Annotated in this window: 22 protein-coding genes (1 of these 22 cut by a window edge); 11 read left to right on the top strand and 11 right to left on the bottom strand. The window is 69.2% G+C overall.

The genetic code is table 11. The annotated features are described in order from the left end of the window. Positions 1–88 precede the first annotated feature (88 nt). The 3 genes from MMR14E_RS28090 to MMR14E_RS28100 all read left to right on the top strand — a co-directional run bounded on the left by MMR14E_RS28090 (position 89) and on the right by MMR14E_RS28100 (position 4,524). Positions 89–1,660, top strand: a complete 1,572-nt coding sequence (locus tag MMR14E_RS28090; protein WP_331318875.1) for an ABC transporter substrate-binding protein — start codon at positions 89–91, stop codon at positions 1,658–1,660. Positions 1,661–1,749: 89 nt separating this feature from the next. Then, on the top strand, positions 1,750–3,249 hold the full coding sequence (locus tag MMR14E_RS28095; protein WP_331318876.1) for a M81 family metallopeptidase: 1,500 nt from the start codon (positions 1,750–1,752) through the stop codon (positions 3,247–3,249). A gap of 93 nt (positions 3,250–3,342) precedes the next feature. Further along, positions 3,343–4,524, top strand: a complete 1,182-nt coding sequence (locus MMR14E_RS28100; RefSeq protein WP_331318877.1) for a serine hydrolase domain-containing protein — start codon at positions 3,343–3,345, stop codon at positions 4,522–4,524. A gap of 56 nt (positions 4,525–4,580) precedes the next feature. Here the strand turns inward: MMR14E_RS28100 and MMR14E_RS28105 are convergent, their stop codons facing one another. After that, positions 4,581–6,545, bottom strand: coding sequence for an alpha/beta hydrolase domain-containing protein (locus MMR14E_RS28105; RefSeq protein ID WP_331318878.1), 1,965 nt, complete (start codon positions 6,543–6,545; stop codon positions 4,581–4,583). Positions 6,546–6,901: 356 nt separating this feature from the next. Between MMR14E_RS28105 and MMR14E_RS28110 the strand changes: the two genes are divergently transcribed. Continuing rightward, positions 6,902–8,218 carry a carotenoid oxygenase family protein gene (locus MMR14E_RS28110; protein WP_331318879.1) on the top strand — a complete coding sequence of 439 codons (1,317 nt, stop codon included), beginning with the start codon at positions 6,902–6,904 and terminating at the stop codon, positions 8,216–8,218. Between the two features lie 242 nt (positions 8,219–8,460). On the opposite strand, the gene MMR14E_RS28115 is transcribed toward MMR14E_RS28110, so the two are convergent. Then, a complete protein-coding gene (locus tag MMR14E_RS28115; RefSeq protein WP_331318880.1) occupies positions 8,461–9,252 on the bottom strand; it encodes a GntR family transcriptional regulator in 792 nt (263 codons plus the stop codon). 70 nt (positions 9,253–9,322) lie between these two features. On the opposite strand from MMR14E_RS28115, the gene MMR14E_RS28120 reads away from it, so the two are divergent. Continuing rightward, positions 9,323–10,249 (top strand): PfkB family carbohydrate kinase, encoded by a 927-nt coding sequence (locus MMR14E_RS28120; protein ID WP_331318881.1) that lies wholly within the window; start codon positions 9,323–9,325, stop codon positions 10,247–10,249. Here the strand turns inward: MMR14E_RS28120 and MMR14E_RS28125 are convergent. The 3 genes from MMR14E_RS28125 to MMR14E_RS28135 form a co-directional block, all read right to left on the bottom strand. After that, the gene (locus MMR14E_RS28125) at positions 10,237–11,361 is read right to left on the bottom strand and encodes a hypothetical protein (RefSeq protein WP_331318882.1); all 1,125 of its coding nucleotides are present in this window, start codon (positions 11,359–11,361) and stop codon (positions 10,237–10,239) included. The genes MMR14E_RS28120 and MMR14E_RS28125 overlap by 13 nt on opposite strands. A gap of 231 nt (positions 11,362–11,592) precedes the next feature. After that, positions 11,593–12,018: a hypothetical protein gene (locus MMR14E_RS28130; protein ID WP_331318884.1), complete on the bottom strand. Its 426-nt coding sequence runs from the start codon at positions 12,016–12,018 to the stop codon at positions 11,593–11,595. Between the two features lie 192 nt (positions 12,019–12,210). Continuing rightward, entirely contained in the window at positions 12,211–12,465 is a 255-nt protein-coding gene (locus MMR14E_RS28135) for a hypothetical protein (protein WP_331318885.1), read from the bottom strand. Between the two features lie 884 nt (positions 12,466–13,349). On the opposite strand from MMR14E_RS28135, the gene MMR14E_RS28140 reads away from it, so the two are divergent. From MMR14E_RS28140 to MMR14E_RS28150, 3 genes are all read left to right on the top strand, one after another. After that, positions 13,350–13,481, top strand: a complete 132-nt coding sequence (locus MMR14E_RS28140) for a hypothetical protein (protein ID WP_331318887.1) — start codon at positions 13,350–13,352, stop codon at positions 13,479–13,481. A 390-nt stretch (positions 13,482–13,871) separates the two neighbouring features. Further along, positions 13,872–14,132, top strand: coding sequence for a hypothetical protein (locus MMR14E_RS28145; protein WP_331318889.1), 261 nt, complete (start codon positions 13,872–13,874; stop codon positions 14,130–14,132). A 171-nt stretch (positions 14,133–14,303) separates the two neighbouring features. Then, entirely contained in the window at positions 14,304–14,504 is a 201-nt protein-coding gene (locus tag MMR14E_RS28150; RefSeq protein ID WP_331318890.1) for a hypothetical protein, read from the top strand. A gap of 100 nt (positions 14,505–14,604) precedes the next feature. On the opposite strand, the gene MMR14E_RS28155 is transcribed toward MMR14E_RS28150, so the two are convergent. From MMR14E_RS28155 to MMR14E_RS28180, 6 genes are all read right to left on the bottom strand, one after another. Next, entirely contained in the window at positions 14,605–15,003 is a 399-nt protein-coding gene (locus tag MMR14E_RS28155; protein ID WP_331318892.1) for a response regulator, read from the bottom strand. Positions 15,004–15,304: 301 nt separating this feature from the next. Further along, positions 15,305–15,481, bottom strand: a complete 177-nt coding sequence (locus tag MMR14E_RS28160) for a hypothetical protein (protein WP_331318894.1) — start codon at positions 15,479–15,481, stop codon at positions 15,305–15,307. A 223-nt stretch (positions 15,482–15,704) separates the two neighbouring features. Next, the gene (gene repC, locus MMR14E_RS28165; protein ID WP_331318896.1) at positions 15,705–16,835 is read right to left on the bottom strand and encodes a replication initiation protein RepC; all 1,131 of its coding nucleotides are present in this window, start codon (positions 16,833–16,835) and stop codon (positions 15,705–15,707) included. Between the two features lie 181 nt (positions 16,836–17,016). Further along, the gene (locus MMR14E_RS28170; protein WP_331318898.1) at positions 17,017–17,241 is read right to left on the bottom strand and encodes a hypothetical protein; all 225 of its coding nucleotides are present in this window, start codon (positions 17,239–17,241) and stop codon (positions 17,017–17,019) included. Between the two features lie 641 nt (positions 17,242–17,882). Further along, entirely contained in the window at positions 17,883–18,599 is a 717-nt protein-coding gene (locus MMR14E_RS28175; protein ID WP_419539456.1) for a sigma-70 family RNA polymerase sigma factor, read from the bottom strand. Between the two features lie 755 nt (positions 18,600–19,354). Then, complete coding sequence (locus MMR14E_RS28180) at positions 19,355–19,681, bottom strand: helix-turn-helix transcriptional regulator (protein WP_331318900.1); 327 nt, start codon at positions 19,679–19,681, stop codon at positions 19,355–19,357. A 365-nt stretch (positions 19,682–20,046) separates the two neighbouring features. Here MMR14E_RS28180 and MMR14E_RS28185 point away from each other — a divergent pair, with 365 nt between their 5' ends. The 3 genes in view from MMR14E_RS28185 to MMR14E_RS28195 are tightly spaced (at most 38 nt apart) and all read left to right on the top strand, a layout consistent with a single transcriptional unit that may run on beyond the window. Further along, the gene (locus MMR14E_RS28185; protein ID WP_331318962.1) at positions 20,047–21,810 is read left to right on the top strand and encodes a type I secretion system permease/ATPase; all 1,764 of its coding nucleotides are present in this window, start codon (positions 20,047–20,049) and stop codon (positions 21,808–21,810) included. Positions 21,811–21,813: 3 nt separating this feature from the next. After that, complete coding sequence (locus MMR14E_RS28190) at positions 21,814–23,181, top strand: HlyD family type I secretion periplasmic adaptor subunit (protein WP_331318901.1); 1,368 nt, start codon at positions 21,814–21,816, stop codon at positions 23,179–23,181. Between the two features lie 38 nt (positions 23,182–23,219). After that, positions 23,220–25,642: the 5' portion of a hypothetical protein gene (locus MMR14E_RS28195; RefSeq protein WP_331318902.1), read on the top strand. It continues 508 nt past the right edge of the window; 2,423 of the gene's 2,931 nt are visible here — the first part of the coding sequence; it begins with the start codon at positions 23,220–23,222; the stop codon falls past the right edge of the window.

The raw sequence follows: 25,642 nt of genomic DNA on the forward strand, positions 1-25,642 counted from the left end.
GCCTCGCCGCCTGTCCGCGGGCACCATGCGACGCGATCAGGGTGACGGGCGCAGGATCTTCGATGGCATCACGCACGAGCGCCCGTCCATGAGGCGCCGCGAGGTCCTCGCCGCCCTGGCCGCCGCCGCGGTCGCGCGCCCCGCGGTCGCGCAGCCCGCCAAGGTCCTGCGTTTCATCCCGGAAAGCGACGTCGCGGTGATCGACCCGATCTGGACGACGGCCACCGTGACGCGCAACCACGGCTACCTCGTCTTCGACACCCTCTACGGCCAGACCGCGGGCTACGACTTCCATCCGCAGATGGTCGAGGGTCACGCGGTCGAGGCGGATGGCCGCCTCTGGCGCCTCACCCTGCGCGAGGGCCTGCGCTTCCACGACGGCGAGCCGGTGCTGGCGCGCGACGTGGTGGCGAGCGTGCGCCGCTTCGCCGCCCGCGATGCCTTCGGCCGGGCGCTGATCGACGCCACCGACGAACTCGCCGCGACCTCCGACCACGTCGTGCAGTTCCGCCTCAAGCGGCCGTTCCCGCTGCTGCCCGCGGCTCTGGGCAAGACCGGCACCTCGATGCCCTGCATCATGCCGGAGCGCCTGGCGAAGACCGACCCGAACACGCAGGTCACCGAGATGGTCGGCTCCGGCCCGTTCCGCTTCAAGGCGGACGAACGCGTCCCGGGGGCGCTCACCGTCTACGAGCGCTTCGACGGCTACGTGCCCCGCCCGGACGGCGCGGCGAGCTTCACCGCCGGACCGAAGCGGGCCCATTTCGACCGGATCGAGTGGCGGATCGTGCCCGACGCCTCCACCGCCGCGAGCGCGCTGGCGGCCGGCGAGGTCGACTGGTGGCAGAACCCGACGCCGGACCTGCAGGGTCTGCTCAGGAGCAGATCGGGAATCCGGTTGGAGGTGCTCGATCCGGCAGGCGGCATCGGCTGCCTGCGCTTCAACCACCTGCATCCGCCCTTCGACAATCCGGCGATCCGCCGGGCGCTGCTCGGCGCCGTCGACCAGACCGAGTTCATGAGCGCGGTCGCGGGCGACGAGCGCGCCCTGTGGAAGGACCATGTCGGCGTCTTCAGCCCCGAAGCGCCGATGGCGACGCGCGCGGGCACCGACGTGCTGGTGGGCGCCCGCGACTTCGCCGCGGTCAAGCGCGCCCTGGCGGAGGCCGGCTACCGCGGCGAGCGCGTCGTCATGCTCGATCCGACCGACTATCCGGCCACCCATCCCCTGGCCCTCGTCGCGGCCGAAGCCTTCCAGAAATGCGGGCTGGCCGTGGACCTCGTCGCGATGGACTGGGGGACCCTGGTGCAGCGCCGGTCGAGCCGCCAGCCCCCGGACAAGGGCGGCTGGAGCACCTTCGTCACCTACCTGAACGGCACCAACAACTTCGATCCCGCCGGCCAGCTCGGCATCCGCGGCAACGGCGATCAGGCCTGGTTCGGATGGCCCCGCGCGCCCCGTCTCGAGGAACTGCGCGCCGCGTGGTTCACCGCGCCCGATCCCGCGGCGCAGAAGGCGATCTGCACCGAGATCCAGCGACAGTTCTTCATCGACGTGCCGTACCTCCCGCTCGGCGCCTATTACGAGGCGACCGCCTATCGGGGGCTGACGGGCGTGCGCAACGGCTTCCCGCAATTCTACGACGTCCGGCCGGCCTAGGACCGCGCCCGGTCCTTGCGTGGGCGCGCCCCCCGTCGCCCGGCCGCCGCGTCTCCCCGGCGGGGAGCGCCCCGAGGACACCGAAGCCGATGCGCATCGCCGTATTCCAGTTCACCCATGAGACCGTGACGTTCCTGCCGAACGACACGACCCTGGCGGACTTCATCTACCCGGGCTCCCCCGCGCGCGGCGAGGCGCTGCTGGCCACCGATCCGAAGGGGTACATGGGCGGCTTCGTTCAGGTCGCCCGGGAATACGGGGGAATCGACCTCGTCGGCCTCGCCTCGCCGCTCTGGCCGCGCACCGGCATCGGCTCGGGCTGGGTGACGCGCGAGGCGTTCGAGCACTTCCTCGGCGCGATGCTGGCGGAGCTGCGGGCGGAGGCACCGGTCGACGGGGTCTACCTGGCCCTGCACGGGGCCATGGCCGTGCGCGGCGTGCCGCGCCCCGAGGCCGAGATCGCGCGACGGGTGCGGTCGGTCGTGGGCGCGGGCATCCCGATCGCGGCGACCTTCGACCCGCACGGCAACGAGGATGCGGAGTTCCTCCGCCACGCCGACATGGCCTTCGCGGTGAAGTACTTCCCGCACTACGACATGCATCTGCAGGGTCAGCGCGCCGCGCGGATGCTGGTGCGGACGATCCGCGGCCTCTACCGGCCGGCGCACCGGACCCGCGCCGTCCCGATCATCGCGCCGACGGTGGTGATGTGGACCGGCGCCGCGCCCTGGTCCGACCTCGTGCAGCGCGCGCTCATCTGGGAGGCGCGGGAGCCCGACGTCTTTGTCAACGTGTTCTTCGGCTTCCCCTGGTCGGACGTCCCGGACGCCGGCATGGCGGTTCAGGTCCTGACGAACGGTGATCCGGATCTCGCCGACCGCGTCGCCCGGGACATGGCATCCTGGACGTGGCGGCACCGCGCGGCCTTGGTGTCGCGCGCCGCGATCCTCACGATGCGGGACGGCGTCGCTCGGGCGGCGCGAGCCGTCCGCGCCCGCGAGACGCCGGTGGTGCTTGCCGATTACAGCGACCGTTCGGGCCGTGCGACCTGGCTCCTGGCGGAGCTGCTCGCGCAGGGGCTGGAGCGCGCGCTGATCGCCACGATCGCCGCGCCGACGGTGGTGGACCGGCTGCTGGCCGGCGGCGTGACGGTCGGCGATCCCTTCGACGCGGAGGTCGGCGGCCCCGGAGACGGCGCGGTGGAGCCCTCCGCCGGTCGGCCGGTCCGCGTCACCGGGACGGTGTGCGGGGTCGTCGGCGCGACGACCGGCCGAGGCGGCGGCATCTGGATCTGCGTGGCCTTCGGCCGCGGCAACGTCCTCGTCCTCAGCCCCCACCTCGTTCAGATCATGGAGCCGGCGGAGCTCTGGGGCCTCGGTCTCGAGCCCGGAGACTTCGACGTGGTGGCGATCAAGTCGCGCGTCCATTTCCGCCGGGGGTTCGACGACGGCGGCTACGCCCGGACGATCCTGCTCGTCGAGCCGCCCGAGCCGTTCCTCGGGACGGTGCATCTCGACGCCCTCCCTTACGAGAATCTCAGGCTCGGCGACTACTACCCCTACGGTGACCCCGCCTTCGACGCCGCGTAGAGGAGGGCCGGCCCCGGAGGGACGGTCGTGGGACCGTCCGGCCATTCGCGGCCGCAGCGATGCGGGCGCGGCGGCGCGGGCTACATCGGTGCCATGCGGACTGCGCCAGCCTTCTCCTCCCGTCACCTCGATCGCCTGGGCGACCGCCTGGCGACCGATGCCGACAGCGGCGCGATCGCCGGGGCCGACCTCCTCATCGGCGGCACGGACGGCGCGATCTGGCGACGCACCGTCGGGTACCGCGACCCCGTCGCGCGCGCGCCCCTCGGGCCGGACGCGCTGTGGCGCATCTACTCGATGACCAAAGTCGTCGTCTCCGCCGCGGCCATGGTGCTCGCCGAGCGCGGCGCCCTGCGCCTCGATCAGCCCGTGGCGGCGTTCATCCCCGCCTTCGAGCACCTCTCGGTGCTCGATCCGGACGGTGGCCTGAGGGCCGCCAAGGCCGGCCCCACCGTTCAGGATCTCCTGCGCCACACCGCCGGAATCGCCTACGGCTATCTCGGGGACGGGCCGGCGCGGCGGGCCTACGCGGCCGATGGCCTGCTCACCCAGGATCTCGACAATGCGGCTTTCGCCGACCGGATCGCCCGCCTGCCGCTGGAGCACGAGCCCGGCACGGTGTGGCACTACTCGCACGCCACCGATGTCCTCGGCCGCGTTCTGGAAATCGCCGGCGGCGCGGATCTGCAGCGGGTTCTCGACGCGACCGTGCTCGAGCCGCTCGGCATGACCGACACCCTGTTCCAGATCGCGGCCGCGATGGGATCGCGCGTCGCGCAGCCGCTGCCACAGGCACCGGGGCAGCGCCCTGTCTTCCACGATCCCGCGCAGCCGCGGCGCGGCCAGAGGGGCAATGGCGGCCTCGTATCGAGCACGGCGGACTGCGCCCGCTTCCTGCGCATGCTTCTCGCCGGCGGCAGTCTCGCCGGCGTCCGCGTCCTCGCGCCGGCCAGTGTGCGGCTCATGACCTCGGATCATCTCGGGGCGGCGATCGTGAAGGCCGCCTACTATCCGCCGGGGCCGGGCTACGGCTTCGGGCTGGGCGTGGCGGTCCGCCTCGCGGCGGGGGAGGCGCCGTTCCCCGGCAATGTCGGCGACTGGTTCTGGAGCGGTGTCGGAGGCACGTACTTCTGGGTCGACCCCGTAGAGGGGTTCTTCGCGCTCTTGATGATGCAGACCTCCTCGGCCGACCAGCGCCAGCACTATCGCACGCTGACCCGCACCATGGTCTACGCCGCCCTGGAGGACCGCCGACTGTCAGAGACGGCTCCCTGAGGGAGACGGTCCGCCCGACGCATGTCTACACCGTCGGCGCGCGGCGTCCGGAATGGCTATCGCGCAGCCTCCTGCCGCGCCGCCTGGACGAGGCGGTCGCCGTCCTCGCGCAGGAGCAGGCGATCCCGGACCAGAGCGTCGACGGACTTGGTCACCGCGGCCAGGTAGGCATCCGCATCCGGGTAGCGCTCCTCCAACGAGGGCCGCGGATCCCCGCTGGCCTCCCGCTCGGCCCGGGTGCGGGCGAACGGAAGCTGGCTCCCCTCCCGGTCGCAGAGGGCACCCGCCGGGAAGGGATCGGCGTAGAGATTCCAGCCCGTGAAGGTCGCGCGCGGTGCGGCGACGGCCGGCAGGCGAATACCGGCCACGTCGTTGCCGTCCGCGTCGACGCGGGGCACGAGCGGCCGGTACTGCGGCCCGCTCTCGGGCTTGGGATCGACGTAGGTGCTGAAGCGCGCGATCGTGTTCGGGGCGGTCGGGACCGGCACACCGACGATGAAGGGATAGCCGGCCTCGGCCGGCTTCACCAGCGTGCCGTCGGACAGGCGCGGGATCCGGCTGTCGGGCGGAATCGCCCCGACCGTCACCCAGTCCTCAAGTGCGACGAGAAGCGCCCGGAGGGCCGGCGCCGGATTGAGGGTGCTGCGCATGTTCGCGCAGGGGCCTCTGCTCGAGGTCAGCCCGGCGCGCCCGTAATGGAAGCCGCTCGAGACCAAGTAGACGCGTGTCGTGTCCGGCAAGGCTATGTCGCTGCGGCCCAGTGGATCCGTCGCCAGCAGCGAGGCCCCCTTCTGCCAGTACTCGGTGCCGGTGTTCACCTCGATCAGCAACGGGTCGAAGCCGTCGCCGCGCAGCAGCGCGCCGGTCCGTCCCGTCACCGGGTCGTGCTGAGCCGCCGCGGAGAACGGGAAGGCATTCTCCGGATAGAGATGGTCCTCGTGCTGCGTGTTGGTGCGGGACGGTTGGCCGAAGCGCGCGTTCAGGAAGACGCCGCCGATCCCCGCGATGTGCGACAGCACGCCGTCGAAGACCCGGCGCCCGGCCTCGTCGCGATTGAAACCCTGGGCGATGAAGTCGCGCAGGTACCGCCCGCTCTGCGAGATGCCGAGGGCGACCGCGTGCCGGATCGCCCCGCCCGCCGGGTTGGCGCCGCCGGCGGCATCGCCGCGCAGGTAGGCGACCACGTCGCGCGTCGCGGCGAAGCCGATGCCGAGCACCTTCGGCTCGGTGGCGCGGTAGGTGAACTGGTAGATCGAGCCCGGTAGCGGCTTCGTGCCTTTGGGCAGGAGCTCGAGTTGCCGCGGCGTCGCGTAGTGCCACGCCTCCTCCGGAACCGGCCGAGGCGGGTCGGTCTCCCGGCGGCGCACGGTCAGCCGCGTTCCGGCCTTGTCCTGGCTGGCCGCCTTGAAGGTGAGATAGAAGGGCGCCTCCGGCGACCCGCGCGTCGCGCTCACGAGTTCGTCGCGCACGGTCTCCACGATCGGCTTGCCGTTCCTGGAGGCGACCGGCACGTCGATGGCCATGCCGCCCTGCTGGCGCAGCGCGTCCGCCTCCCAGCCCGACCAGACGATCGTGTCGCCGCGGCGCAGGACGAGGCCGGTGCCGGCGTCGACGGCGCTGCGCGGATCGTTGACGGCCTGGGCCCCTTGGGCCGGCGCGTCCAGCACCCAGTTGAAGAGGAACTTGCGGCCGCGGTTCAGCACCTCGAACAGCAGCGTCCCGCTGCCGCGCGCGGGATCCTTCGGGCGCAGGATGAACAGGTCGGTCCTGTACTCGACCATGCCGCGCGCGTTGCGCGGCGCCAGCGCGATGTCGACGATGCCGGCATTGGCCGGATCCGCCGGATCGAGCTCGCCGCGGGCGGTTCCGATGACCCGCTCGTACGCGCCGGCAGATCCGAATTCCGCGCCGTCGGCGAACGGCTCGACGGTGACGATCTCGATCTGGGTGATGCGCGCCTGGGCCGGCGTGGCGCCGAGCGCGCACCCGAGCGCGCCGGCCAGAACCCATCCGGTCCGCATGGTCCCCTCCCCCGCGGCTCGTTTCGAAGGCCGGCAGCGTCAGCAACCACAGATGGAACGGCCCGTCGAGCTCGATGCCTGCGACGGCGTTGCGATTTCGAACAGCCTGTCAGCCGGTTCCGAGGGGCGCCGCGGCGGGGCTGCTCGGGCACCGTGCCGTGTCGGCCACGTCGGCGGCGTGGCGGCGGGCGCGGCCCTCTCCCGCCGGAACCGCTCGATCCGATTCTCGACGGACAGGCGGACCGGATCCATATCTCGGCGCAGGCGGCTCGCGGCGCGGTGGCGCGACGGACGGCCGCCCAGGCACGCGCCGCGATTCGGAGGCGCGGCTATGATCGGATTGAGGGGAGGCGTCGATGCCGGACATCGCGGCGACACCCTACTGGCTCGACGGCAACTTCGCGCCCGTGCATGAGGAGGTCACCGGCTTCGCCCTCGCGGTCGAAGGCGCGGTGCCGCCCGAACTCTCCGGCCTCTACGCCCGCAACGGTGCCAACCCGCGGGACGGTCATGCCGGCCACTGGTTCCTCGGCGACGGCATGATCCACGGCGTCGCGCTGCGCGACGGCCGTGCCGAATGGTATCGCAATCGGTGGGTGCGCACGCCGCGCTTCGAGGGCCGCGCCTCCGGCGATCCGCGCGATCTGCGCGGGAGCGTCGCCAATACCAGCGTCGTGGCCCATGCCGGGCGCATCTTCGCGCTCGTCGAGAACGCGCTGCCGATGCGGATCGGGCCCGAGCTCCAGACCCTCGGCTACGAGGATTTCGGCGGACGCCTGACGACACCGTGCACCGCCCATCCGAAGATCTGTCCCGAGACAGGCGAGCTGCACTTCTTCGGCTACAGCCCGATGCCGCCCCATCTGACCTACCACGTCGCCGACGCCGCGGGCGCGCTGGTGCACAGCGCGCCCCTGCCGCTGCCCGCGCCCGTGATGATGCACGACTTCGCCCTGACGCGCGGGCACGTCGTGTTCATGGACCTGCCCGTGGTGTTCGACTTGGATCTCGCGCGGCGCGGCACGATGCCGTTTGCCTGGAGCGAGGCGCACGCCCCCCGACTCGGGGTGCTGCCGCGCGGCGCCGGCGCCGAGGCCCTGCGCTGGATGGCCGTCGCGCCGGGCTACGTCTTCCACGTCGGCAACGCCTACGAGGAGGCGGACGGGACGCTGGTCCTGGATGTGGCGTGGTACCCCGAATTGTGGCGCGGCGGCCCGTCCGCCGCGCAGTTCGAGGCCGCCCGGCTCCGGCGCTGGCGCATCGGTCCGGGGGCGGACCGGGCGCAGGAGACGGACCTGGACGACCGCGCGATCGAGTTCCCGCGGATCGACGAGCGGCGCACGGGGCTGGCGCACGGGGTCCTGTACGCGGTGCAGACCGGCGCCGGGCTGGACCGGGACGCGCCCGGCGATGGCGCTGTGGTGCGCTACGATCTGGCGCGCGGCCGGGAGACGACGCACGTCTTTGCCGGCGGCATCCCGAGCGAGTTCGCGCACGTGCCCGGCGGCTCCGGCGAGGGCTGGTTGATGGGCTTCGTGTACGACCGGGTTCGTGGGGCGAGCGACCTCGTGATCCTGGAGGCATCGGACATGCGGGCCGAGCCCCTGGCACGGGTGCGCCTGCCGCGGCGGGTGCCTCAGGGCTTCCACGGCACGTGGATCCCGGACGCGTGAGGAAGGCATCGTGAACCGGACCGCCTCTAGCCCGGAGCAGAAGCCAGCCCGGGACCCGCCGACGGGCGCAGTCGTCGTCCGGCGCGTCCCTGCGATCGAGGCACCGGGGGACGGCGACCGAGATGCCGAAGAGTGGATACGGCGTTGAGCGCCAGCGCGCCCGGACGCGGCGAGCGGCCGGCGCCGATCGCCGAGGATGCCGGGCCCCTGACGCCTGTCCGGGACTCTCGCGGCGCGAAACCTCAGATGCTCAAGCTCAACCGGTATCGGTACGCATCCCCGCGAAACAGACCCTCCACATATTCGATCATTGTCGAGCGTCGATTGTAGCTGTGGCGCTTGATGAGCAAGCACGGGATCGGCGTATCGAAATCGAAGATCTCGCATTCTGCCGATGTGGGCAGTGTCGCCTCGACCGTCTGCTCGCATCGCACGAGGCGCCCCCCCTCGTGCTGCGCCAGAAACCCGTACACGGACCCGGTCAAATCCCCGTGCTCGAGTTCCGGGACAGCCCGGACGTTGTACCAAGCGATTTCGCGAGACATCGGTACATCGTCGCCAAATCGGACGCGCGTCAGTCTCAGAAACGGCGATGTGGAGGGTAGACCGAAGATCGAGGCGATCGAGCGATCCTCGGTGATGATCCTCTCCAAGATCCGGGAGGAGGGAATCTTGCCCAGTTCGCGCATTTCCTCCGTGAAACCCTTGAGACGATCCATCCCGGGGCGGACGGGCTCTGGCTGACGTCGAACGAGGAAGCCGAGACGCCCGCGCGGGACGAGAAGTTCGTCGTGACGCAGTTCAGCATAGGCGCGCTGGACCGTGACGCGGCTCACGCCGAGGCTGTCGGCCAGCTGGCGCTCGGCCGGCAGGATAACGCCGGGCGGCAACGAGCCCGACACGATCAAATCCCGCAGCTGCTCCTCGATCTGCCGATAGAGAGGCTTGGCGGTGTCATCACGCAACCGTACCAAGCTCAGCACGGAGGGGCGCTCGCTGGTCGCGGATCGTCGTCCCGCTTCGCCGTCTGTCATCGGATTTCCGAATCGCACTTCTCGCCGCGCCGCGTATTATAACCGACGCGAATCCAGACCCGAGCGCCACATGCAGGTTTTCGTCGTCGGCAGCGTCGTGGTTGCCTGCTCGGTGAAGGTCGCGCAGTTGCCGCTCGCAGGCGAGTCTCTGAGCGCGTCAGCCTTCTTGGCGGAGCCCGGTGGAAAGGGCTTCAACCTCGCGCTCGCGTTGAGCCGGCTCGGGGTCGGGGTGGACGGCATCTTCTGCGTCGGAGAGGACATGTTTGCCTCCGTGATATCCTCGACTTTCTCGAATCACGGATTTTCATCGGAGATGTTGCTGCGCCGCGCGGGCTCAACCGGTGCAGGCGTCGCTTTCATCGACTCTTCCGGCGAGAATTGTCTCGCCGTGAGTCTGGGCGCGAACCGCGCGCTCGCGGCCGCCGATATTCACGGCCTCGCTCCGCGCTTGCAGCGGTCGGATCTGGTGGCGGCGACCTTCGAGTCACCGGACGACCCGATCGATGCGGCCTTCGCACTCGCACGGCGGAGCGGGATACGAACGCTTCTCAATCCGTCGCCCTTTCGCCGCATCAGTCCATCGATTCTTTCCAACACGTCGATCCTGGTCGTCAACGCGGTGGAGGCCGCGGAACTCGGTATCGATATGCGCAGCTTCGACCTGGATGCTGTGCGCCCTCCACCCGCGATCGAGCGTCTCCTCGGTGGCGGGCTGGAACTGATCATCGTCACGCTAGGCGACCGCGGCGCTGCGGCATTTCACGCTCAGACGCCGCCGTATCATCAAGCGGCTTTCGAAGTGGCGGCCGTCGATACAGTCGGTGCGGGCGACGCCTTCGCGGCAGGGTTCGTCGCCAGCCTCCTGGCCGGCAAGTCCCTCCGTGCGGCCCTTCGAAGCGCCGCGGCGTGCGGCGCACTCACCACCCTCCAGCTCGGCGCATTCAACAGCTTCCCGACCGCGGCCTCCCTGATGGCATTCCTCGATCACAAGATCTGAGTGCAGTGCGCCGGGGCGACACGTGCCGTCTCGCGGCTGTTCGTCGCTCCTCCATTGAACGCCGATATCGACGCGATGAGGCTCAGCAGCTCCGCCTGTCGGGTCGTACCCGTCTTGTGAAAGATGGATTTGAGCTGGCTACGCGCGGTGCTGGCCTGAACACCGATGCTTTCAGCATAGAATTGTAATCGCAGACCGCTCGCGAGAGCCCGCAGGAGCCGCGCCTCTGCGGGCGTGAGATCATAGAGGAGATGCAGAAGATCATTATCGGGCGCGGGCCGTGCCCCGACGCGATTCAGAACGCATTGCATCGCGGACGCGTCGAAAATATCGCTCCTGTTTCTCTCCATTCGACAGATGTAAACGATGAATTGGCGGTGGTCTGCACATGTCCGGACCGGCACGGAGATCGAAGCGCGGCTTCCATCCGAAACGCCTTTGAACGCTTCGCAGAGCGCTTTGCCATTAGCGAATTTTCTGAACAGAAGCTCGATGTTCTGGCCGAGCGACAGTGTTTGCTGTCTGCCGTGGAGACGATCGTTGATCGCGAGGATTCGGCCAGAGCTGGTCATGACAGCGGCCGGGAGTCCGACACGATCCAGCGCGGTCGTCGTGACGCGCGCCCGCTCGCAACCGAACTGAGCGCTCAGATGGCAGGCGCGAACCAGATGCGGCCGCAGGGTGTCGAGGTTGGACAGGATGGAGGTGGCGAAGCGGCCCCGCTCCGCCCGGCGTTCGAGGGTCAGGACCGCGAGATCCCCGGTGGGGAGTTGAATGGCCGTGCCGATTTGCCAGGGCCGCTCACCGTCGCCGTACGGCTCACCGCTGCGGCCAGTCAATACCCTCTCGATGTCGGGGACGAATTTACTGGACGCCAGCGAGGGCCACTGCGTGTCGCGCCCGGTATGTGTGTGGGCGAACGGATCGATACTGTCGGCAGATCGGTCCTTCGGCGCGGGTGAAGCGATCCAGCGCGCCGGACCGCCCGGGGACAGCACGGTGAGGACACCGCGATCCGCGTCAGCGTGGGTGCTGAGCCCTTGAACAACGCCCTCCCACAACTTGGGCGTGCCCGCGGCCTCGTAAATGCAGTCGATAAGCGCTTCTAGCACAACGATGCCCCGTCCCTGGAAGCGGCTCTCATTTGATTAGGGCCAATACCAGTCCAAAAGGTACGGTGGCATCATCTAAATGAGTGATGCCGAATTCGAAGAAGCGCTCGAAGACCGGCGGCAGCCGACTCGTGCAGCGCCGCCCGGACGCGCAACCCGGAGCAGATGGTCGCCGCGTCGCAGACTGCCCCAATCCAAGGGCCGCCGGATCTCGGCACGTGGACGATGCAGCTAGTGGGGAGCGAAGATCGTCACGTTGCTGTTGATCTGGTAGGCCGCCGTCGGTTTCGTGTTGACCAACCGTAGATAGATCGGGCTCTCGCCCAGTATCGCGCCGAACGCGGGTGTCACCTCGAGCGGGAAGCAGTGTGACAGCACAGCGGATGCCGCCTCCTCGTAGCGACGGCGCGCGTCTTGGTCGCCGACCAGGTGCCGTGCCGTGGTGAGCGGCTTGCCCCGGATGGCACCCGTCTTGTCGAGTCCGAACCGGTAGGCGATCAAAGATCCCTCCGTGCCGGGCGGCACAGTCCAGCAAGCGGCCACCGCCGCGCGGAATTCGGCCCAGTTGTTGACGGGCGCGCGTTGAGATCGCGCCGGCAGGTTGGACAGAACAGAGACGGACGCTGCGAGCAGCAGCGTGGCAAATCGGTTTGCCAAAGGTACCTCCGCGACGCTCCTTCTGTCTCTCGAGCCTTCTCTCTCGTCGGCCCCACGGTGTCGTCGAGCGGCCGCAGTTGCGCGTCGCCAGAGGGGCCCATGCCGTCGACCGCGATGCGGCTGCGCGCGAGCCGGGTCAGGATCGCCGTGCCCGGTGTCGCTGTCGTCCGCCATCCACGCGCGTCGACCCTCTCATTGACGCGGCACCGGCGCCGGGTTCTGCGGAGACGCGCCCGGTTGTGCGGGTGCCTGCGGGATCGAGTTCTGAGGCGGCGGCGGCGGTTGCTGACCGGTGCGCGCCGGGGCCTGATCGTTCTGCAGGGTCTGGTTCGTCTGTGTCTGGATCTTGTCGGCGGTTTGCTGGCTGATGACCCCGTAGGAGACTGCAGCGGCGAGCGCGACGGCGATAACGGCTCCGATGATGGTCTTGGTCAGCTTCGGCGGCATCGTTGCGTCCTCCACGATGAAAGGCAGTCCGACAGCGGCTCCCGGTCAGGTGACATAGGCGACAGCCCTGCGTGAGGTAGTTCGAAAGCCCGAATCGCGGACCGCCCGGCTCTGGACCGCGCGGATTGAGCGGATTGAGCGGATCAGCCGGAACGAGAGCCGTCGGGCCCGAAGTACCGAAGGCGCCCGAGCAGGGCTGGGCGGTGTCGAAGCCGCGTCCGATCGGGATCTGGACGGCCGAGGAACGGAGCCTCGCCGCGGCGCGCAAGGTGGCGGACAAGTCCGAGCGGTGTTTCCCGCGCCGGCGATCTCGGGAGGCGCCCCCGCCACGGAGGCGCAATGGTCAGAGGCTGTCCAAAAATCTACGTCGTGAATACTCTGGAGTATAGATGGAATCAATCTATCCGCAAGCCTTGGTCGGTCCGCGTGTCCCGATTCCGGACCAGATCACAGTTCATACTCGGTGCGAAGACGAGGTTCATCAGGAACAGGTGCGGCGGCAGGACGACGCGCGTGCCCGCCACCGGTCGGCGCGCCGCCATCTCGCCGCGCGGGCCCATGCTGACGGCAACGCCAAGCTCGACCCATGGCTCTTCATCGGGCCCATCACCGCGGTAGTGCCCATCGCGACCCGACTCGGCATCGCGGCGGATGCCCGGACGCGGAGATCTGAACCGGCAGCATCCTCTGGCCGTTGCGTCGCAGCGTAAGGGAGGGCTGTCGGATACGGCGAGTGGCGCGATGGGTCGCCCACCCAGACCGGCATTGTTCCTGATTTGACGCAGCCACAAGCAATGATTGAAGCAATATAGGTGCAATCCAGCTTGGCCATATGACCGCCTCGGGACAGTCGATCCACGGCTGCACGGATGAGGGAACGATCGATGGCCACCGAGATGATGACCAAGGGCATGACCGTGACCGACCACATCGTGGCTTGGTCGATGCTGACCGGCTTGGCGCTGGCCGTGCTGCAGTTCGCCCTGACGGCGGCGCTGCCGACGCACTTCGTGTGACCCGCCGAGAGCCATCCGGGCTGCGACGGGCGGCAGGCCGGCAGCGTGGCGCTGCGAGGTCTGGTGACCGTGGTGTTCGCGGTGGCCGCCGGCATGAACTTCGCCGCTGTGCCGTTCGTGGTCGAGGGCTTCCGCTCCTGCGGCTCCGAGCGGCGGACCGTCGGCTCGAGCCCGAGCGGAGCGACAGCGACCGGCGTGACGGGCTCTCGACCGCTGCGGCTCGGTGTCAAGGACGCGGTTTCGGTTCCCGGGCGTCGATCAATCGGCGGCGATGGTCACGCATGTCTGCCGTGCCGGCGCGGGTGTGGCGGCCATCGCGAACGGCCAGTAAGCCGTCCAGCCCTACCGGCGACGCGGTGTATGCGCCGGCCTTGGCCCATCGGGATCCCCATGAGACAGTTGCTCGCGTTCACCGTGGCCGTCGTCGTGTGCGCGGGACCCGCGCTCGCCCTGGCCGACCAGCCCGCGCGAGACTGTGACCGTGACCCCGAGACGACGGGTGCATTAGCCGGTGATCCCCGCAGTCTGTACCTGCCCGGCCAGCGACCGGTGAAGGTCGACCAGGACCCGCCGGAGGCTAGCTGGCAGGACGAGGCCAGAGAGACCTCGGAGCAGCGCAGGCGCGATCTCCTCGCCTGCGGCGTGGACTGAGTCCGGAGGGCGATCATCCTCGCTGAAGGGTCGGGCGGGTCGGCCTGGGACATCGTCGGTTCCTGGCCGGCGACAATCCCCTAACCGAACCCGGGCATGCTGCTGGCGGGCCGCGTCGCGTGTCGATCAGGTCGGCGGTCCGATCGGCCGGAGCTCGTGGGGCGTGCACGCATGACGAACGAGCCAGTCCAGAAGCTCTCGGACGCGGAACTCGACCGTCTGGCGCGTGAGCTGTTCGCCGAGGTCCGCGGCGAGTACTCGGAAGCGAAGGTGGAACGGGCCCTCAAGACTGCCGGTGAGGTGGCTGGCGAGCTTCTGCCCGGAATACCGGACTGGATGCTGGACGGCGACGACGCCGGCGCCGGGGGATGACGCGTTTCGTCGTCGAAGGCACGAGTTCGCGGGCCAGTGGCAGGGCGCGGAGCCGTACGCTCGGTCCGGCCGTTTCGGCGTCGGAAATGGCTGCGCACCTTCAATCCGGCATGGATCCTATGCCTCGCGCCGCGAGCACAGCGCGCAATGCATCGGCCAGCCCCTCCGGTGTGAACGGCTTGCGCAGGTAGCGAGCGCCCATCGGCATCTGTTCCTCCGCCGGCCATGCCACACCCGACACGATCAGGATCGCCAATTCCGGCCAGCGGGCCGCGACGGCTTTGGCCAGGGTGAAGCCACTCAAGGGCTCGCCGGCCAAGTCCACATCGGCGACCATGGCCACAAGTTCGGGGCGAGAAGCCAGATGGGCCTGGGCGGCTTGAACAGTGGCAGCCTCCGCGACCTCGTAGCCCACGTCACGGAGGGCTGCAGCCGCTTCCATGAGTTGCACGGGATTATCCTCGACAATCATCACAGCGAGTCGCGGGGCGTCGGCCATCCTGGATCTCCACACTTCGGCGCCGCAGTAACGCAGCCGGCCCCGATTGCGTCTCACCCCGACTGCCCGCCGCGGCGGGCGAGTCCAGATCCGGCCGGATGACGCCTCGAGACCGGCTGCGCCTGGCGTGCCGTGGGGCCCGCTCGGCCTCCTGGTGGAACGGCGGGGCAAGCGCAGCTGCAGCCTGTCCCCACTCGAGGAGACCGGGATTGCCCTATCGGCAGCCGATCCATCCGTCGCCTCGATAACCCCGACGTGTCTGGATCCGGTCAGACCGGCCGTTCGGGTGATTGTCGGTGCGCTAGACCCGGATCTCCTCTATCGCGAGGCCGCCGGCCCGGAGATGGTCGGGAATGTCGGAATGATCGTAGTATCCCGCCTCGTGCGCCATGGCGTCGAGGGCGGCGAGCGGGTCCGAGGCCGAGCCCGTCCAGAGGATGGCGCCCGTCACCTCGTGCCGGATCTGAAACACCTTCACCGCAAGCCTCCCATGTTCAAGGGTCGCGCAAGCGTAGCGTGAGCGCGCGGATGCGCGGTCTACCTACATCGGTCAGCATCCGGTTGCCGGATTCGCGTCTCTGCGTGGTGTCTCTGTCGGGCTTCGCGATGGGGGCGATCCCGTTCTCCGGCAGGACGCGATGCGCCGGTCCTGTTGTCCGGCGGGACCACCTCACCCCGCGCATCGATCTGAGACCCTGAGGTCACGTCATCTTCCGCCGACGCATCGCCATGAGCTCCGCTTCGAGTCCGTAGCGACCGTCGGAACACAGGCGGACGAGCTGCCTGAAGTACCCGCCAGGGTTCTTGATGCGGACCTCGCCCCGGCGCACGTCGTCGTCGTGGAGCTGCGCGACGATCAACACGAGCACTGAGGCCCGGAACGGACCGAGGGTCTCGCAGGCCTCGCTCCAGGCAGACGGATGTGCGCCGATCCCACCCCGGATCAGGCGGCCGATCTCGATGACATCCGCTTCCGTCCTGAGTTTAACGCCGAATTCAGCCGCGACCGGGCAAGCAGCCGCGACGAGTGACGGTTCGGGCATACGGATCGGCCCAGGCTCCGTCTCGGGAGCCTTTGCACAAGTATCGGTAGGAGATCCGGTGTTTTGTTCTAAGTGACGGCAGGAATTGCCGGCAGAGGCGGCTTGGAAAAAGCGTTCCTCCGCCATAACCTGTAGTTCTCCCCAGCCTGCCAGGACGAGTTCAGGATCGGCGCTGGGCGAGCGCCTCCTCGGCGTGCTGCGCTCCAAAGCCTCCCGCGCGGCGAGCAGGTCGGCCGCGTCCGTCCTCGGGAACCGAGTGAGAAGGGCATCGAGGGCTTCTGCCACTGCGCGCCGACGGACAGTCAGGAGATCGAAGGCGCGGCGTCGCTGCGCGTCCCTGGCGGTCGCGTCCAGGATCGCGCTCGTCCATTCGCCCATCCGGGCGACGATGGGTGTCAGGTCGAAGCCGTAAGCGTCGATGATCGCGCCGCCCGGTCCACGGAGGGCGAAGCGCTTGCCGTTGGCGCTGTCCCGCGGTGTGATGACCTCGAGGGCCACGAGGTCGCGCAGACCGTAGCGAAGCGCGCGCTCCGACAATCCGGTCATCCCGCACAGGTGCTCGTTCGAGGGCCACACCACTAGTCGCTCCCACTGCTGCTCGCCCCACACGGCGCAGAGCGCCGACAGGATGGAGCGCAGCGCGGGACGCAGGCGCAGCGCCTTGGCCGCGTCCCGACCGGCTGCCGAGAGTTCCCTGCGCGAGATCGTCCGCCCGTCATCGAGCGCACGCCTCCGACCGGCGAGCGCGGCGCGCGTGAGCGGCCGGCCACCGGAACTGATTGTCTCCACCTCGTCTGCCTCCTCTCGAGAGGCAAAGCGGGACCGTTCACCCCGAAGGGTGTTCTTGACGACGGCCTGGGGGAGGGGGCATAAAGGGGGTGCGAATCGCCTGTCGCGCCCCATCCCAGGGTATGTCAGGTCCGAAGGCCTCGAGGTTCCCGCCTCGGGGCCTTCTGCTTTGCCCGTTACGTCATGCCGACTTCTCCTCGAAGGCAGACGCGAGCGCCCACTCGATCGCCTCGGTGCGGCTCTTGAACCGACCGTTCTGGATCGCTTGGTCGATGACGGCCTTGACCGACGGCTTGAGCCACACGTTCTGCTGGGTCATGCCCTTCTGTTTGAGAGCCTCCCTGCGACGTGACTGACGGCGAATATCCGCCGCTTTCAGCTCTGCCAGCCGTTCCTCTGCGGTCATCGGTCCCCGCCCGATTCTGCCAACGTGACTGTTCATGTGGACCGATTCTACAAATCGAGTCCAGCCGCGGTCGGGATTCGTGCGGGGATGGGCGATTTTGTTAAGGGCGACCTGCTCCGCGCCGCCGCCGAGGTTCGGTGACGGCCATCGCGATGACGGGCTTCGCAACCGTGAGGCCTCGTCGCGCCGCTCGTCGCGTGGCCTGACCGGCGCGCAGAGGCGGGCCGTCCGCCGAGCCTCCCGGGATGATCGACGGTTCGGCCCGGAACGCGCCGGCCCCGAAACTCGCCGCGTGTCGACCATCCGATCGCCGGTGATCCATCGACCGCCGCGGTCGCAGCCCCGTGGCCGGCTCGTGCGATCCGACGCGAGACAGGGGAGGGGGGCTGTGCGCGAAGATCGGCGCTCGCGATGGAGCCGCGAAGGCTGGCCCGAGGTTCGCGGGCGCCGCACTTACCCGACCGGTCGGGCCGCCCGACGAAAGGTGTCGGGCATCGCGACTCGAGCGTGGCCGGGAGACCGATCCCGATCCATCGTCGACAGGGACGCGCCCGGTGGCGGAGCGCGCGAGCGGGCCACGGTGTCGCGCGCGCCGGCGGCACTCGGATCGGGCCGATGCGCGCTAGATCGGCACGAAGCTCTCAGGCGAGATGCGCGACGAGCAAGGCGCGGGCGCGGCTCACCCGGCTCTTCACGGTTCCAGTCTGACAGCCCATCACCTCCGCGGCCGCCTCGTAAGTCAGGCCCTGGGCTCCCACGAGCAACAGGGCCTCGCGCTGCAGCTCCGGCAGCTTGCCGATGTGGGACCAGACGATCTGGAGATCGGACCCGTGCTCCTGGGCTGCGGGCGCGGTGAGCTGCGCCGCCGCAGCCCCGTTCACATCCTCGATCTCGCGCTTTCGCTTGCGGCACTCGGTGTAGAACTGATTGCGCAGGATGGTGCAGAGCCACGCCTTCAGGTTCGAGCCGGGTATGAACAGGTCCTGCCGCGCCCAGGCGCGGAGCACGGTCTCCTGAACCAAGTCGTCGGCGCGCGAGGCGTCTCCGACGAGCGAGAGGGCGAAGGCGCGCAGGCCAGGGAGTGTCTCGGTCAGGCCATCGCGAAAAGCGGTAGCATAGTCTCGACGCGGCCCCTCCAGCAGCGCGTCGAGCTGGGCGACGAGGTCCAGCAGACGCGGCGGCGTCTGTGCCCGTGTCACGGCCTCATAGGCGGCGCGCAGCTGCAGGCCGAGATGATCCCGCACGCCGGCCGGGAGAATGGCCAGTTCCGGCGGGTCCTGCCGGCTCGGCCGGCCGGGACCGCCGTCTTCAGCTACCAACGCGTCCGTCAAGTCACGTCCTTTCAAAGCGCTCGCCACACACCCGGGCTCCGCCCGCCATGGATCCCGCCGGACGAAGCGACCATCCGCAGCGGGTCGTCCGGCAGGAACGCCCGAATGCACGCATCGTCGAACAGCCAGCCATCGAGATAGGACCGGCAATCTGACTGTACAGTGAACATCTAACCCCGCAACCCGGGGATCGTTCTCCGCCGCCTGCGCGTTGGGCCTCGCTTCGGTCCGTGAGGAGGAGGTGTGAAGATGCGAGCAGGAAGCGAAGATCTTCACGCGCGGCGGCTTGAACGGTGATGTTGTCTGAGCACGAGCGACGATCATCGAGTCGCGATGCACGAGAAGCGATGTCGAAAGAGCAGAGTTATCGCCGTGAGACTGCGAGATGGATGCGCGGGGCCGCTGTTGCCCGCTGAATGAGGAACTGTTGGGCAGCGTCGATGCCGCAGAATGTTGAATATTGGATCACAGACAGGCCGGACGGTCGGTTCGATGTTGTCGTGAAGCTCGATTCGGGAAAAATATTCCGGCGCACCGGATGCATCTCACGTATCGAAGCGGATACATGGATCGAGGGCTTGAGAGTGCTGATGGCAGCGATCGGCGCGCCCGTATCGGCGGCTGACGCGACATCTGACGACGCACCGTCCCTCGGGCCGCAGCCGATGCACGGTGCGGGTCACTCGACGTCGTGAGGCCGCCTCCACGGCCGTCTCCCCGCCGGGATCCGTCTCGAGGGCGGTCCCGATCACGCCATCCTGAAACCTGGGATCGTCGACGACCTATGCCTCGTCGGGTCCGGTCTTCGCTGCCAGATCGTTGAACAGGATGTCGTGGGTTATCGGGTCGTAGAAGCGCATCACGTTGCGAACGAACGCCCTCGGCTCGATCGCCAGCGCCTCGGCCCACGCGCGGTACCGGTCCGGAGGGATGCGTCCGCGCCCGGTCTCCAGCTGCGAGATGAAGGTGTAGTATTCCGCACCGACGAGAGCGGCGAGCTGTCGTTGCGACAGGCCGCGTGCCTCGCGCAGTTCCTTCAGGTAACGCCCCCCTTCCCGACGCAGCTCCAGCACCTCCTCCGAGTCCAGGCGTTGCTGATGGGCATACACGGGGCTTCACCTTCCTGCCGCACAACGCCGCTCCGGGCGGGGCTTATACAGCAAAGACCATATAGCTGGTGCGGGGCCGCGCTGTCCAGACACGCGCCGACGACCTTCACCCCCTGGCGAGGTCCGATGCTTGGCAGGTCTCCGAACGGCGCTATCATCATCGTGTCTGGAACGATTTGAAGAATGGCGCCGAATGCCGCAATGCCGGTCCGTGTCTCCGGTTGGCGGCCCGTGAATGTCGAGAATCAGACACACGTTCCAGGCTCGATAATCTGTGCACCCGCCGGTCGGGGACGCACGCAGCACGGGGATCTGAGCCGACGGGAGTCGCCCATGGCGCCGATCGATCGCAGGAAGAGAGCAGTATGGGCGATCATTCGTTGCACTCGGCATTGACCCTCGGCCTGCGCTCGCTCCGGCCGATCCTGGCGACCGCCGTCGTGTTCGGGCTCTTCATCAATCTGCTGCTGTTCGTCAGCCCGCTGTACATGCTCCAGATCTACGACCGCGTGATCCCGAGCCGGAGCGAGACCACCCTGGCGGGGATCACGGTGATCGCGGCGTTCGGCCTGGCGGTCTACGCGATCCTGGAGATGCTGCGCGCCCGCCTGCTGGTGCGCGGCGGTGTGGTGTTCGATCAGAAGATCGCCACGCCGATCTTCGAGGTCGCCCATCGCGGCACGCTGCTCCGGCCGGGCGCGCAGCACGACACCGCGTTGCGCGACGTGGACGTCCTGCGGGAGTTCCTGACCGGCAGCGGCATGCTGGCATTCTGCGATCTGCCCTGGATACCGATCTTCCTGCTCGCCTGCTTCATCCTGCATCCCTGGTTCGGATGGATGGCGCTCGTTGGCGGCGGCACGATACTCGGCCTCACGCTGCTCAACGAGGTCGCGACACGGCGGACGCTCGACGCCGCCAGCCAGGCGTCGTGGGAAGCAGGACAGCGTGCCGCCACGGTCTTTCGCAACGGGGAGGTGCTGCAGGCCATGGGCATGGTCACGTCCATGCGCGGGCTCTGGGGACAGCGCCACGACGACGTCCTGCGCCTCCAGGCGCGCGCGAGCGATCGGGCCGGCCTGATCGTTGCGGCGACGAAATTCGTCCGTATGCTGCTGCAAACCCTGGTCCTGGGCATCGGCGCGTATCTGGCCATTCACCGCGAGATCTCGGCCGGGTCGATGATCGCCGCCTCCATCATCATCGGCCGCACGCTGGCTCCGATCGAGGCCGTCGTCGGGAACTGGAAGGGCTTCACGGCGGCCCGGGCGAGCTATCGGCGCTTGGCCGATCTCGTCGCCGGCGCTGGCTCGGAGACGCATCGCCTCGTATTGCCGCGGCCGCGCGGCCCCATCGAGGCCGAGTCCATCTCGGTGGCCGCTCCCGGAGCGTCGCGAGCCATCCTCAAGGCCGTGAGCTTCCGGCTCGAACCCGGCAGCATCGTCGGGATCATCGGCCCGAGTGGCGCCGGCAAATCGACGCTCGTGCGCGCGCTCACCGGCGTCTGGCCCTTGCTGGAAGGCGCGGTGCGCATCGACGGTTCGGACCTGCGCCACTGGGACAAGGCCCAGCTCGGGCAGCATGTCGGTTACCTGCCCCAGGACGTCGAGCTCTTCGACGGGACCGTCGCACAGAACATCGCGCGCTTCGCCGCCTTGGACGACGCACGCGTCATCGAGGTTGCCCGAAGGGCGGGCTGCCACGAGCTGATCCAGTCCCTTCCGGAGGGATACAACACGGTGATCGGGCGGGGGGGCCACGGGCTGTCCGGCGGCCAGCGGCAGCGCATCGCTCTGGCCCGGGCCCTCTACGGCGAGCCGAGCCTGATCGTTCTCGACGAGCCGAACGCGAGTCTCGACCAGCCCGGCGAAGCGGCGCTGATGCGCGCCGTCGCGGACCTGAAGCAGTCCGGGGCGACGGTGGTAATAGTGACCCACAAGGTGAGCCTGCTGGAGGAGGCCGACCGTATCCTGCTCATGAGCGAGGGCCGCGTGCAGCTCTCCGGGACGCCCGAGCAAGTCCTCGCCCACATCACCGGCCAGAGGCCGGTCCCGACGCTGGTGCCGACCGTCGGCCTCGCGGCGTCCCAGAACCGCCAGGGTTCCGACGGGCAGCGGAGCGCGGGGTAAGCGATGACCGTCCCGCGCCACGCGATCTCGAACCCGTCATTCGTGCGTCGATTGCCCGATGAGGAACGGCCGGCCAGGGCCTCCGACCTGACGAACTGGCGCTCGTACGCCGTCGCAGGCTACGCGGTCATCTTCGCGACCTTCGGAGTTGTGGGCACCTGGGCCACGTTCGCGCGCCTCGACCGGGCGGTCATCAGTCCCGGGGTGGTGGTGGCTGAAGGCAGCCGCAAGGTCGTGCAGCACCTCGAAGGTGGCATCGTTCAGGAGGTAATGGTCCGGGATGGGCAGGCGGTCCGCGCGGGGGACGTCCTGCTTCGCATCGATCCCGTGCAAGCGCGGGCCAGCAACGATCTCCTCCGCGGCCAGCTCGACGCGGCCCTGATCCTCGAGGCCCGCTTGCGCGCGGAGCAGAGCCAGACGCAGGAGCTGCTTCTGCCGCCCGACATCGCGGCGCGCCACGCTGAGCCAGCCGTCGCCGGCATGATCGACGATCAAGCCAGCCAGTTGTCGGAGCGACGCGCCTCGTTCCAGGCGCAGCTCGCCCTCATCCAGGCGCGCGTCACGCAGCTGAAGACCGAGATTTCCGGGCTGGCGGTCGAGAAGGCGTCAGTCGAGCAGCAAGTGGCCCTGATCCAGCAGGAACTGGAGGGCCTGCGCGGTCTGCGAGAGAAGAACCTCATCCCGCTCTCGCGTGTCCTGATGATGGAGCGCGAGCACGCGCGCCTGGAAGGCGTGATCGGGCGGTCCGTGGCGGAGACCGCCAAGGCGCAGAACGGCATCAACGAGGCGGGGATGCAGACCGCGCAACTCAAGCAGAAGCTGCAAGAGACCTTGACCGCGCAACTATTGGACACGCGCCAGAAGATCGCGGAACTGCGCGAGAAGCTCGTCATGGCCCAGGACGTTCTCCGTCGGCACGAGGTCCGGGCCTCACATCAGGGTGTCGTCCAGGGATTGAAGGTTTACACGATCGGGCAGGTGGTCCGCTCGGGCGAACCGCTGATGGAGATCGTGCCGACGAACGACCGGCTGGTGATCAGCGTTCAATTCGCGCCGAACGACCTCGAGGCGGTTCATGCCGGGATGCGCGCCGAGGTGAAGTTTCCGGCATTTCAGACGCGCCGCACAGCGGCGGTCTTCGGGACGCTGACGACGGTGTCCCGCGACCGCCTCATCGACGATGCTACGAAGCAGGCTTACTTCGCCGGGACCGTTGAGATCGACGACCAGCACCTCCCGGACGACATACGACCACGCCTCCTGGCGGGCCTGCCGGCCGAGGTCGTCGTCTCGGCCGGCGAGCGCACGGCGCTCGACTATCTCGTCGCGCCGTTCTTCGATGCTCTGGGACGCGGTTTCCATGAACGATAGATCCTGCAGCCCCGTCATAGGGCGGAGGTGAGGTCCCGATGGGCGCGGTCATCTCGTTTTTCCGACCCGCGGCGACGTGCCAAGGCGGTTGGTCGCAGCAGGAACTCGCGGAATTCTACCGCGTCGAGGCCGCGCTGCTGCGAGCCGGCCTGCAGATCGGCAGTGAGCAGGGCCTGAGCGACGAGGCAGACCCCTGGTTCGTCTTCTGCCGGCCGGATGGCGACGCCATCATGCATTTCGCCAGGATCGACGGCAGCTACGTCATCGCGTCCGAAGTCCTGGACAGCCCGATGCGGGGCAGCGATTTCCGCGCCCTCATCGACCAGATCGCCCGGCGCTATCCCGAGCTTCTGCCGATCCCGCAGAGCGCCGGCGGGACGAAGCTCTCGGTCCACCCGGCCGCGCTGCTCGCGGCCCTCGTCGCGGCCGCGGCTCTCAGTCTGTCGCCCGACGACGCCCGTGCGGACGATGCGGAGCGAATGGCCGACCACGCGTCGCGGGCGCCTCACGCCGGCCCGACGCATCCGGACGGGCCGACAGAGGGGCGCGACTCTGGCGATCCCGACGAGCGCGACGGTCACCGTAAGCAGGTCGGACTGATCGTATTCTCGGCCATGGTCTTCGCCGCGGATGCCTTCGCCGACCACCCCGCACAGGGTGCCGAGGCGAGATCATCTTTCGGTGCACCGGGAGGCATCACTGCCGTCCCGGGCGATCAGGTCGGCCTGTCGACGGCAACCGGCGGCGCGGTCAACCCGGTCCAGGCGGGTGGACCGCCCATTGCCGGTCCTCACGAAGCCCCGTCGAGCGGCGCATCCGGTCCCGCAACGGGCGGACCGACCGCGGTCGCTTCCTCCCGCCCTGAGGCTGCCGATCTCGGCGTCATCGGCTTCAGAGATCCGGCCGTTGCTCAAGGGCCGGCTCGCGCAGGCGCGGATCCGGCTTCTCAGCCTCTGGTGCGCGGCGCGGACGCGGGTGCAGGCCACGCGGCGGGCTCATCATCGTCTCCGGATGGCGGATCGGACGGAAGCGCGGCGACGACGGGAGACGCGGCAGCGCGGGAACAGTCGCCCCCATCGTCGAGCGCGACCGGTGAGGCTGCGCTGGCTTCGACCGTGATCCCGACGAGTGGGCACACGCTGACCGAAGCTCCGCCAGCCGCGGTAAGCGCCCTCGGCCCCGTGGCGCCGACCGAGTTGAGACACGCACCGATCTCGACGCCTGACGAGCGCTCAGGAAGCCCGGAGAGCGGATTGCGAGCGGGTGCCCTTCCAGACGCGAGGGAACGGCACGACGCGGGCACCGTTGCGGACGCGCCAAGCGTAGGCACAGGCGCATCCGAACGGGATCAGCACGGCGCGGACAGCTCCGTCGCGGCTGCGCTCACTGACCTGCGTCCATCGGCGGGCATCGCGCAGGTCCGGAAGGACGCGATCGATCAAGGCGGTGGTCAGACGGATGAGGGGCTCGGCCGGAGCGCCGACGCCCCGGGCCATCTCAAGGAGGCGGCAGCCGCGCACCAGGAGACGGACAGTCGCGGCGCCGCCGGCAACGCGAACTCAGGTCAAGCATCGGGGATCGCGCAGACCCAGCCAGGATCTGCGGAGAGAGTCCAGGCACCGCTTAGCGAGGGCCGCGGCCGGAGCGCCGAGGCGCCGGGACATCTCGGTGACGCGCGATCTGGTCAGCCGGAACCGAATGGTCACGACGCACAAGACAGCGTGCGCGTCGTTCCTGCGACGAGCGGCGACCAGACCCGGGCCAGCAGTGCGGATCCGCGACCCGCGCCGGCTGACGAGGGCCCCGGCGGGAGCGCCGAGGCATCGGCGCATGTCCAGACCGCGGGACCGTCCAATCGGGACGCGCACGGTCAGAGCGCGGGCATCGACGCGGATCCGGCACAGCCGTCAGCTCGCGCGCACGGGCGGGCAAACGGCACAGATGCCGGTGACGTGCAGGCCAACGACAGTTCCGGAGGTGATGCCCCGGCGCCGAGTCATCCTCAGGACACCGCATCGCACATGCAGGGTGCTGGCAGTCATGGCGCGGACATCGAGGCGGACACTGCTCCGCCATCGACGGCTGCCGATCCCGGTCACACGCAGACCGGCGAGGCGCCCGGGCGGAGCGCCGAGGCGCCAGGGCATCTCCAGGATACGGCACCGCGGGCACAGGCTGCAGGCGGTCACGGCACGGCCGACAGCGTGGATCCTGCGCCGGGGTCGACGCATGCGCAGGCGCAGGTGACGGCCGCCGAGCCCGATCACGCGCAGGCCCGCGAGGCCCCCGGGCGAGGCGCCGAAGCACCGGGGCATCTCCAGGACACCGCACCGCAGGCGCAGGGTGCCGGGGGTCACGGCACGGCCGACAACGCGGATCCTGCGCCGGGGTCGACGCATGCGCAGGCGCCGGTGACGACCGGCTATTCGGATAACGCGCAGGCCAGCGAAACACCTGGACG

This window comes from Methylobacterium mesophilicum (assembly GCF_036441335.1).
In the GTDB taxonomy this organism is placed as follows: Bacteria; Pseudomonadota; Alphaproteobacteria; order Rhizobiales; family Beijerinckiaceae; genus Methylobacterium; species Methylobacterium mesophilicum_B.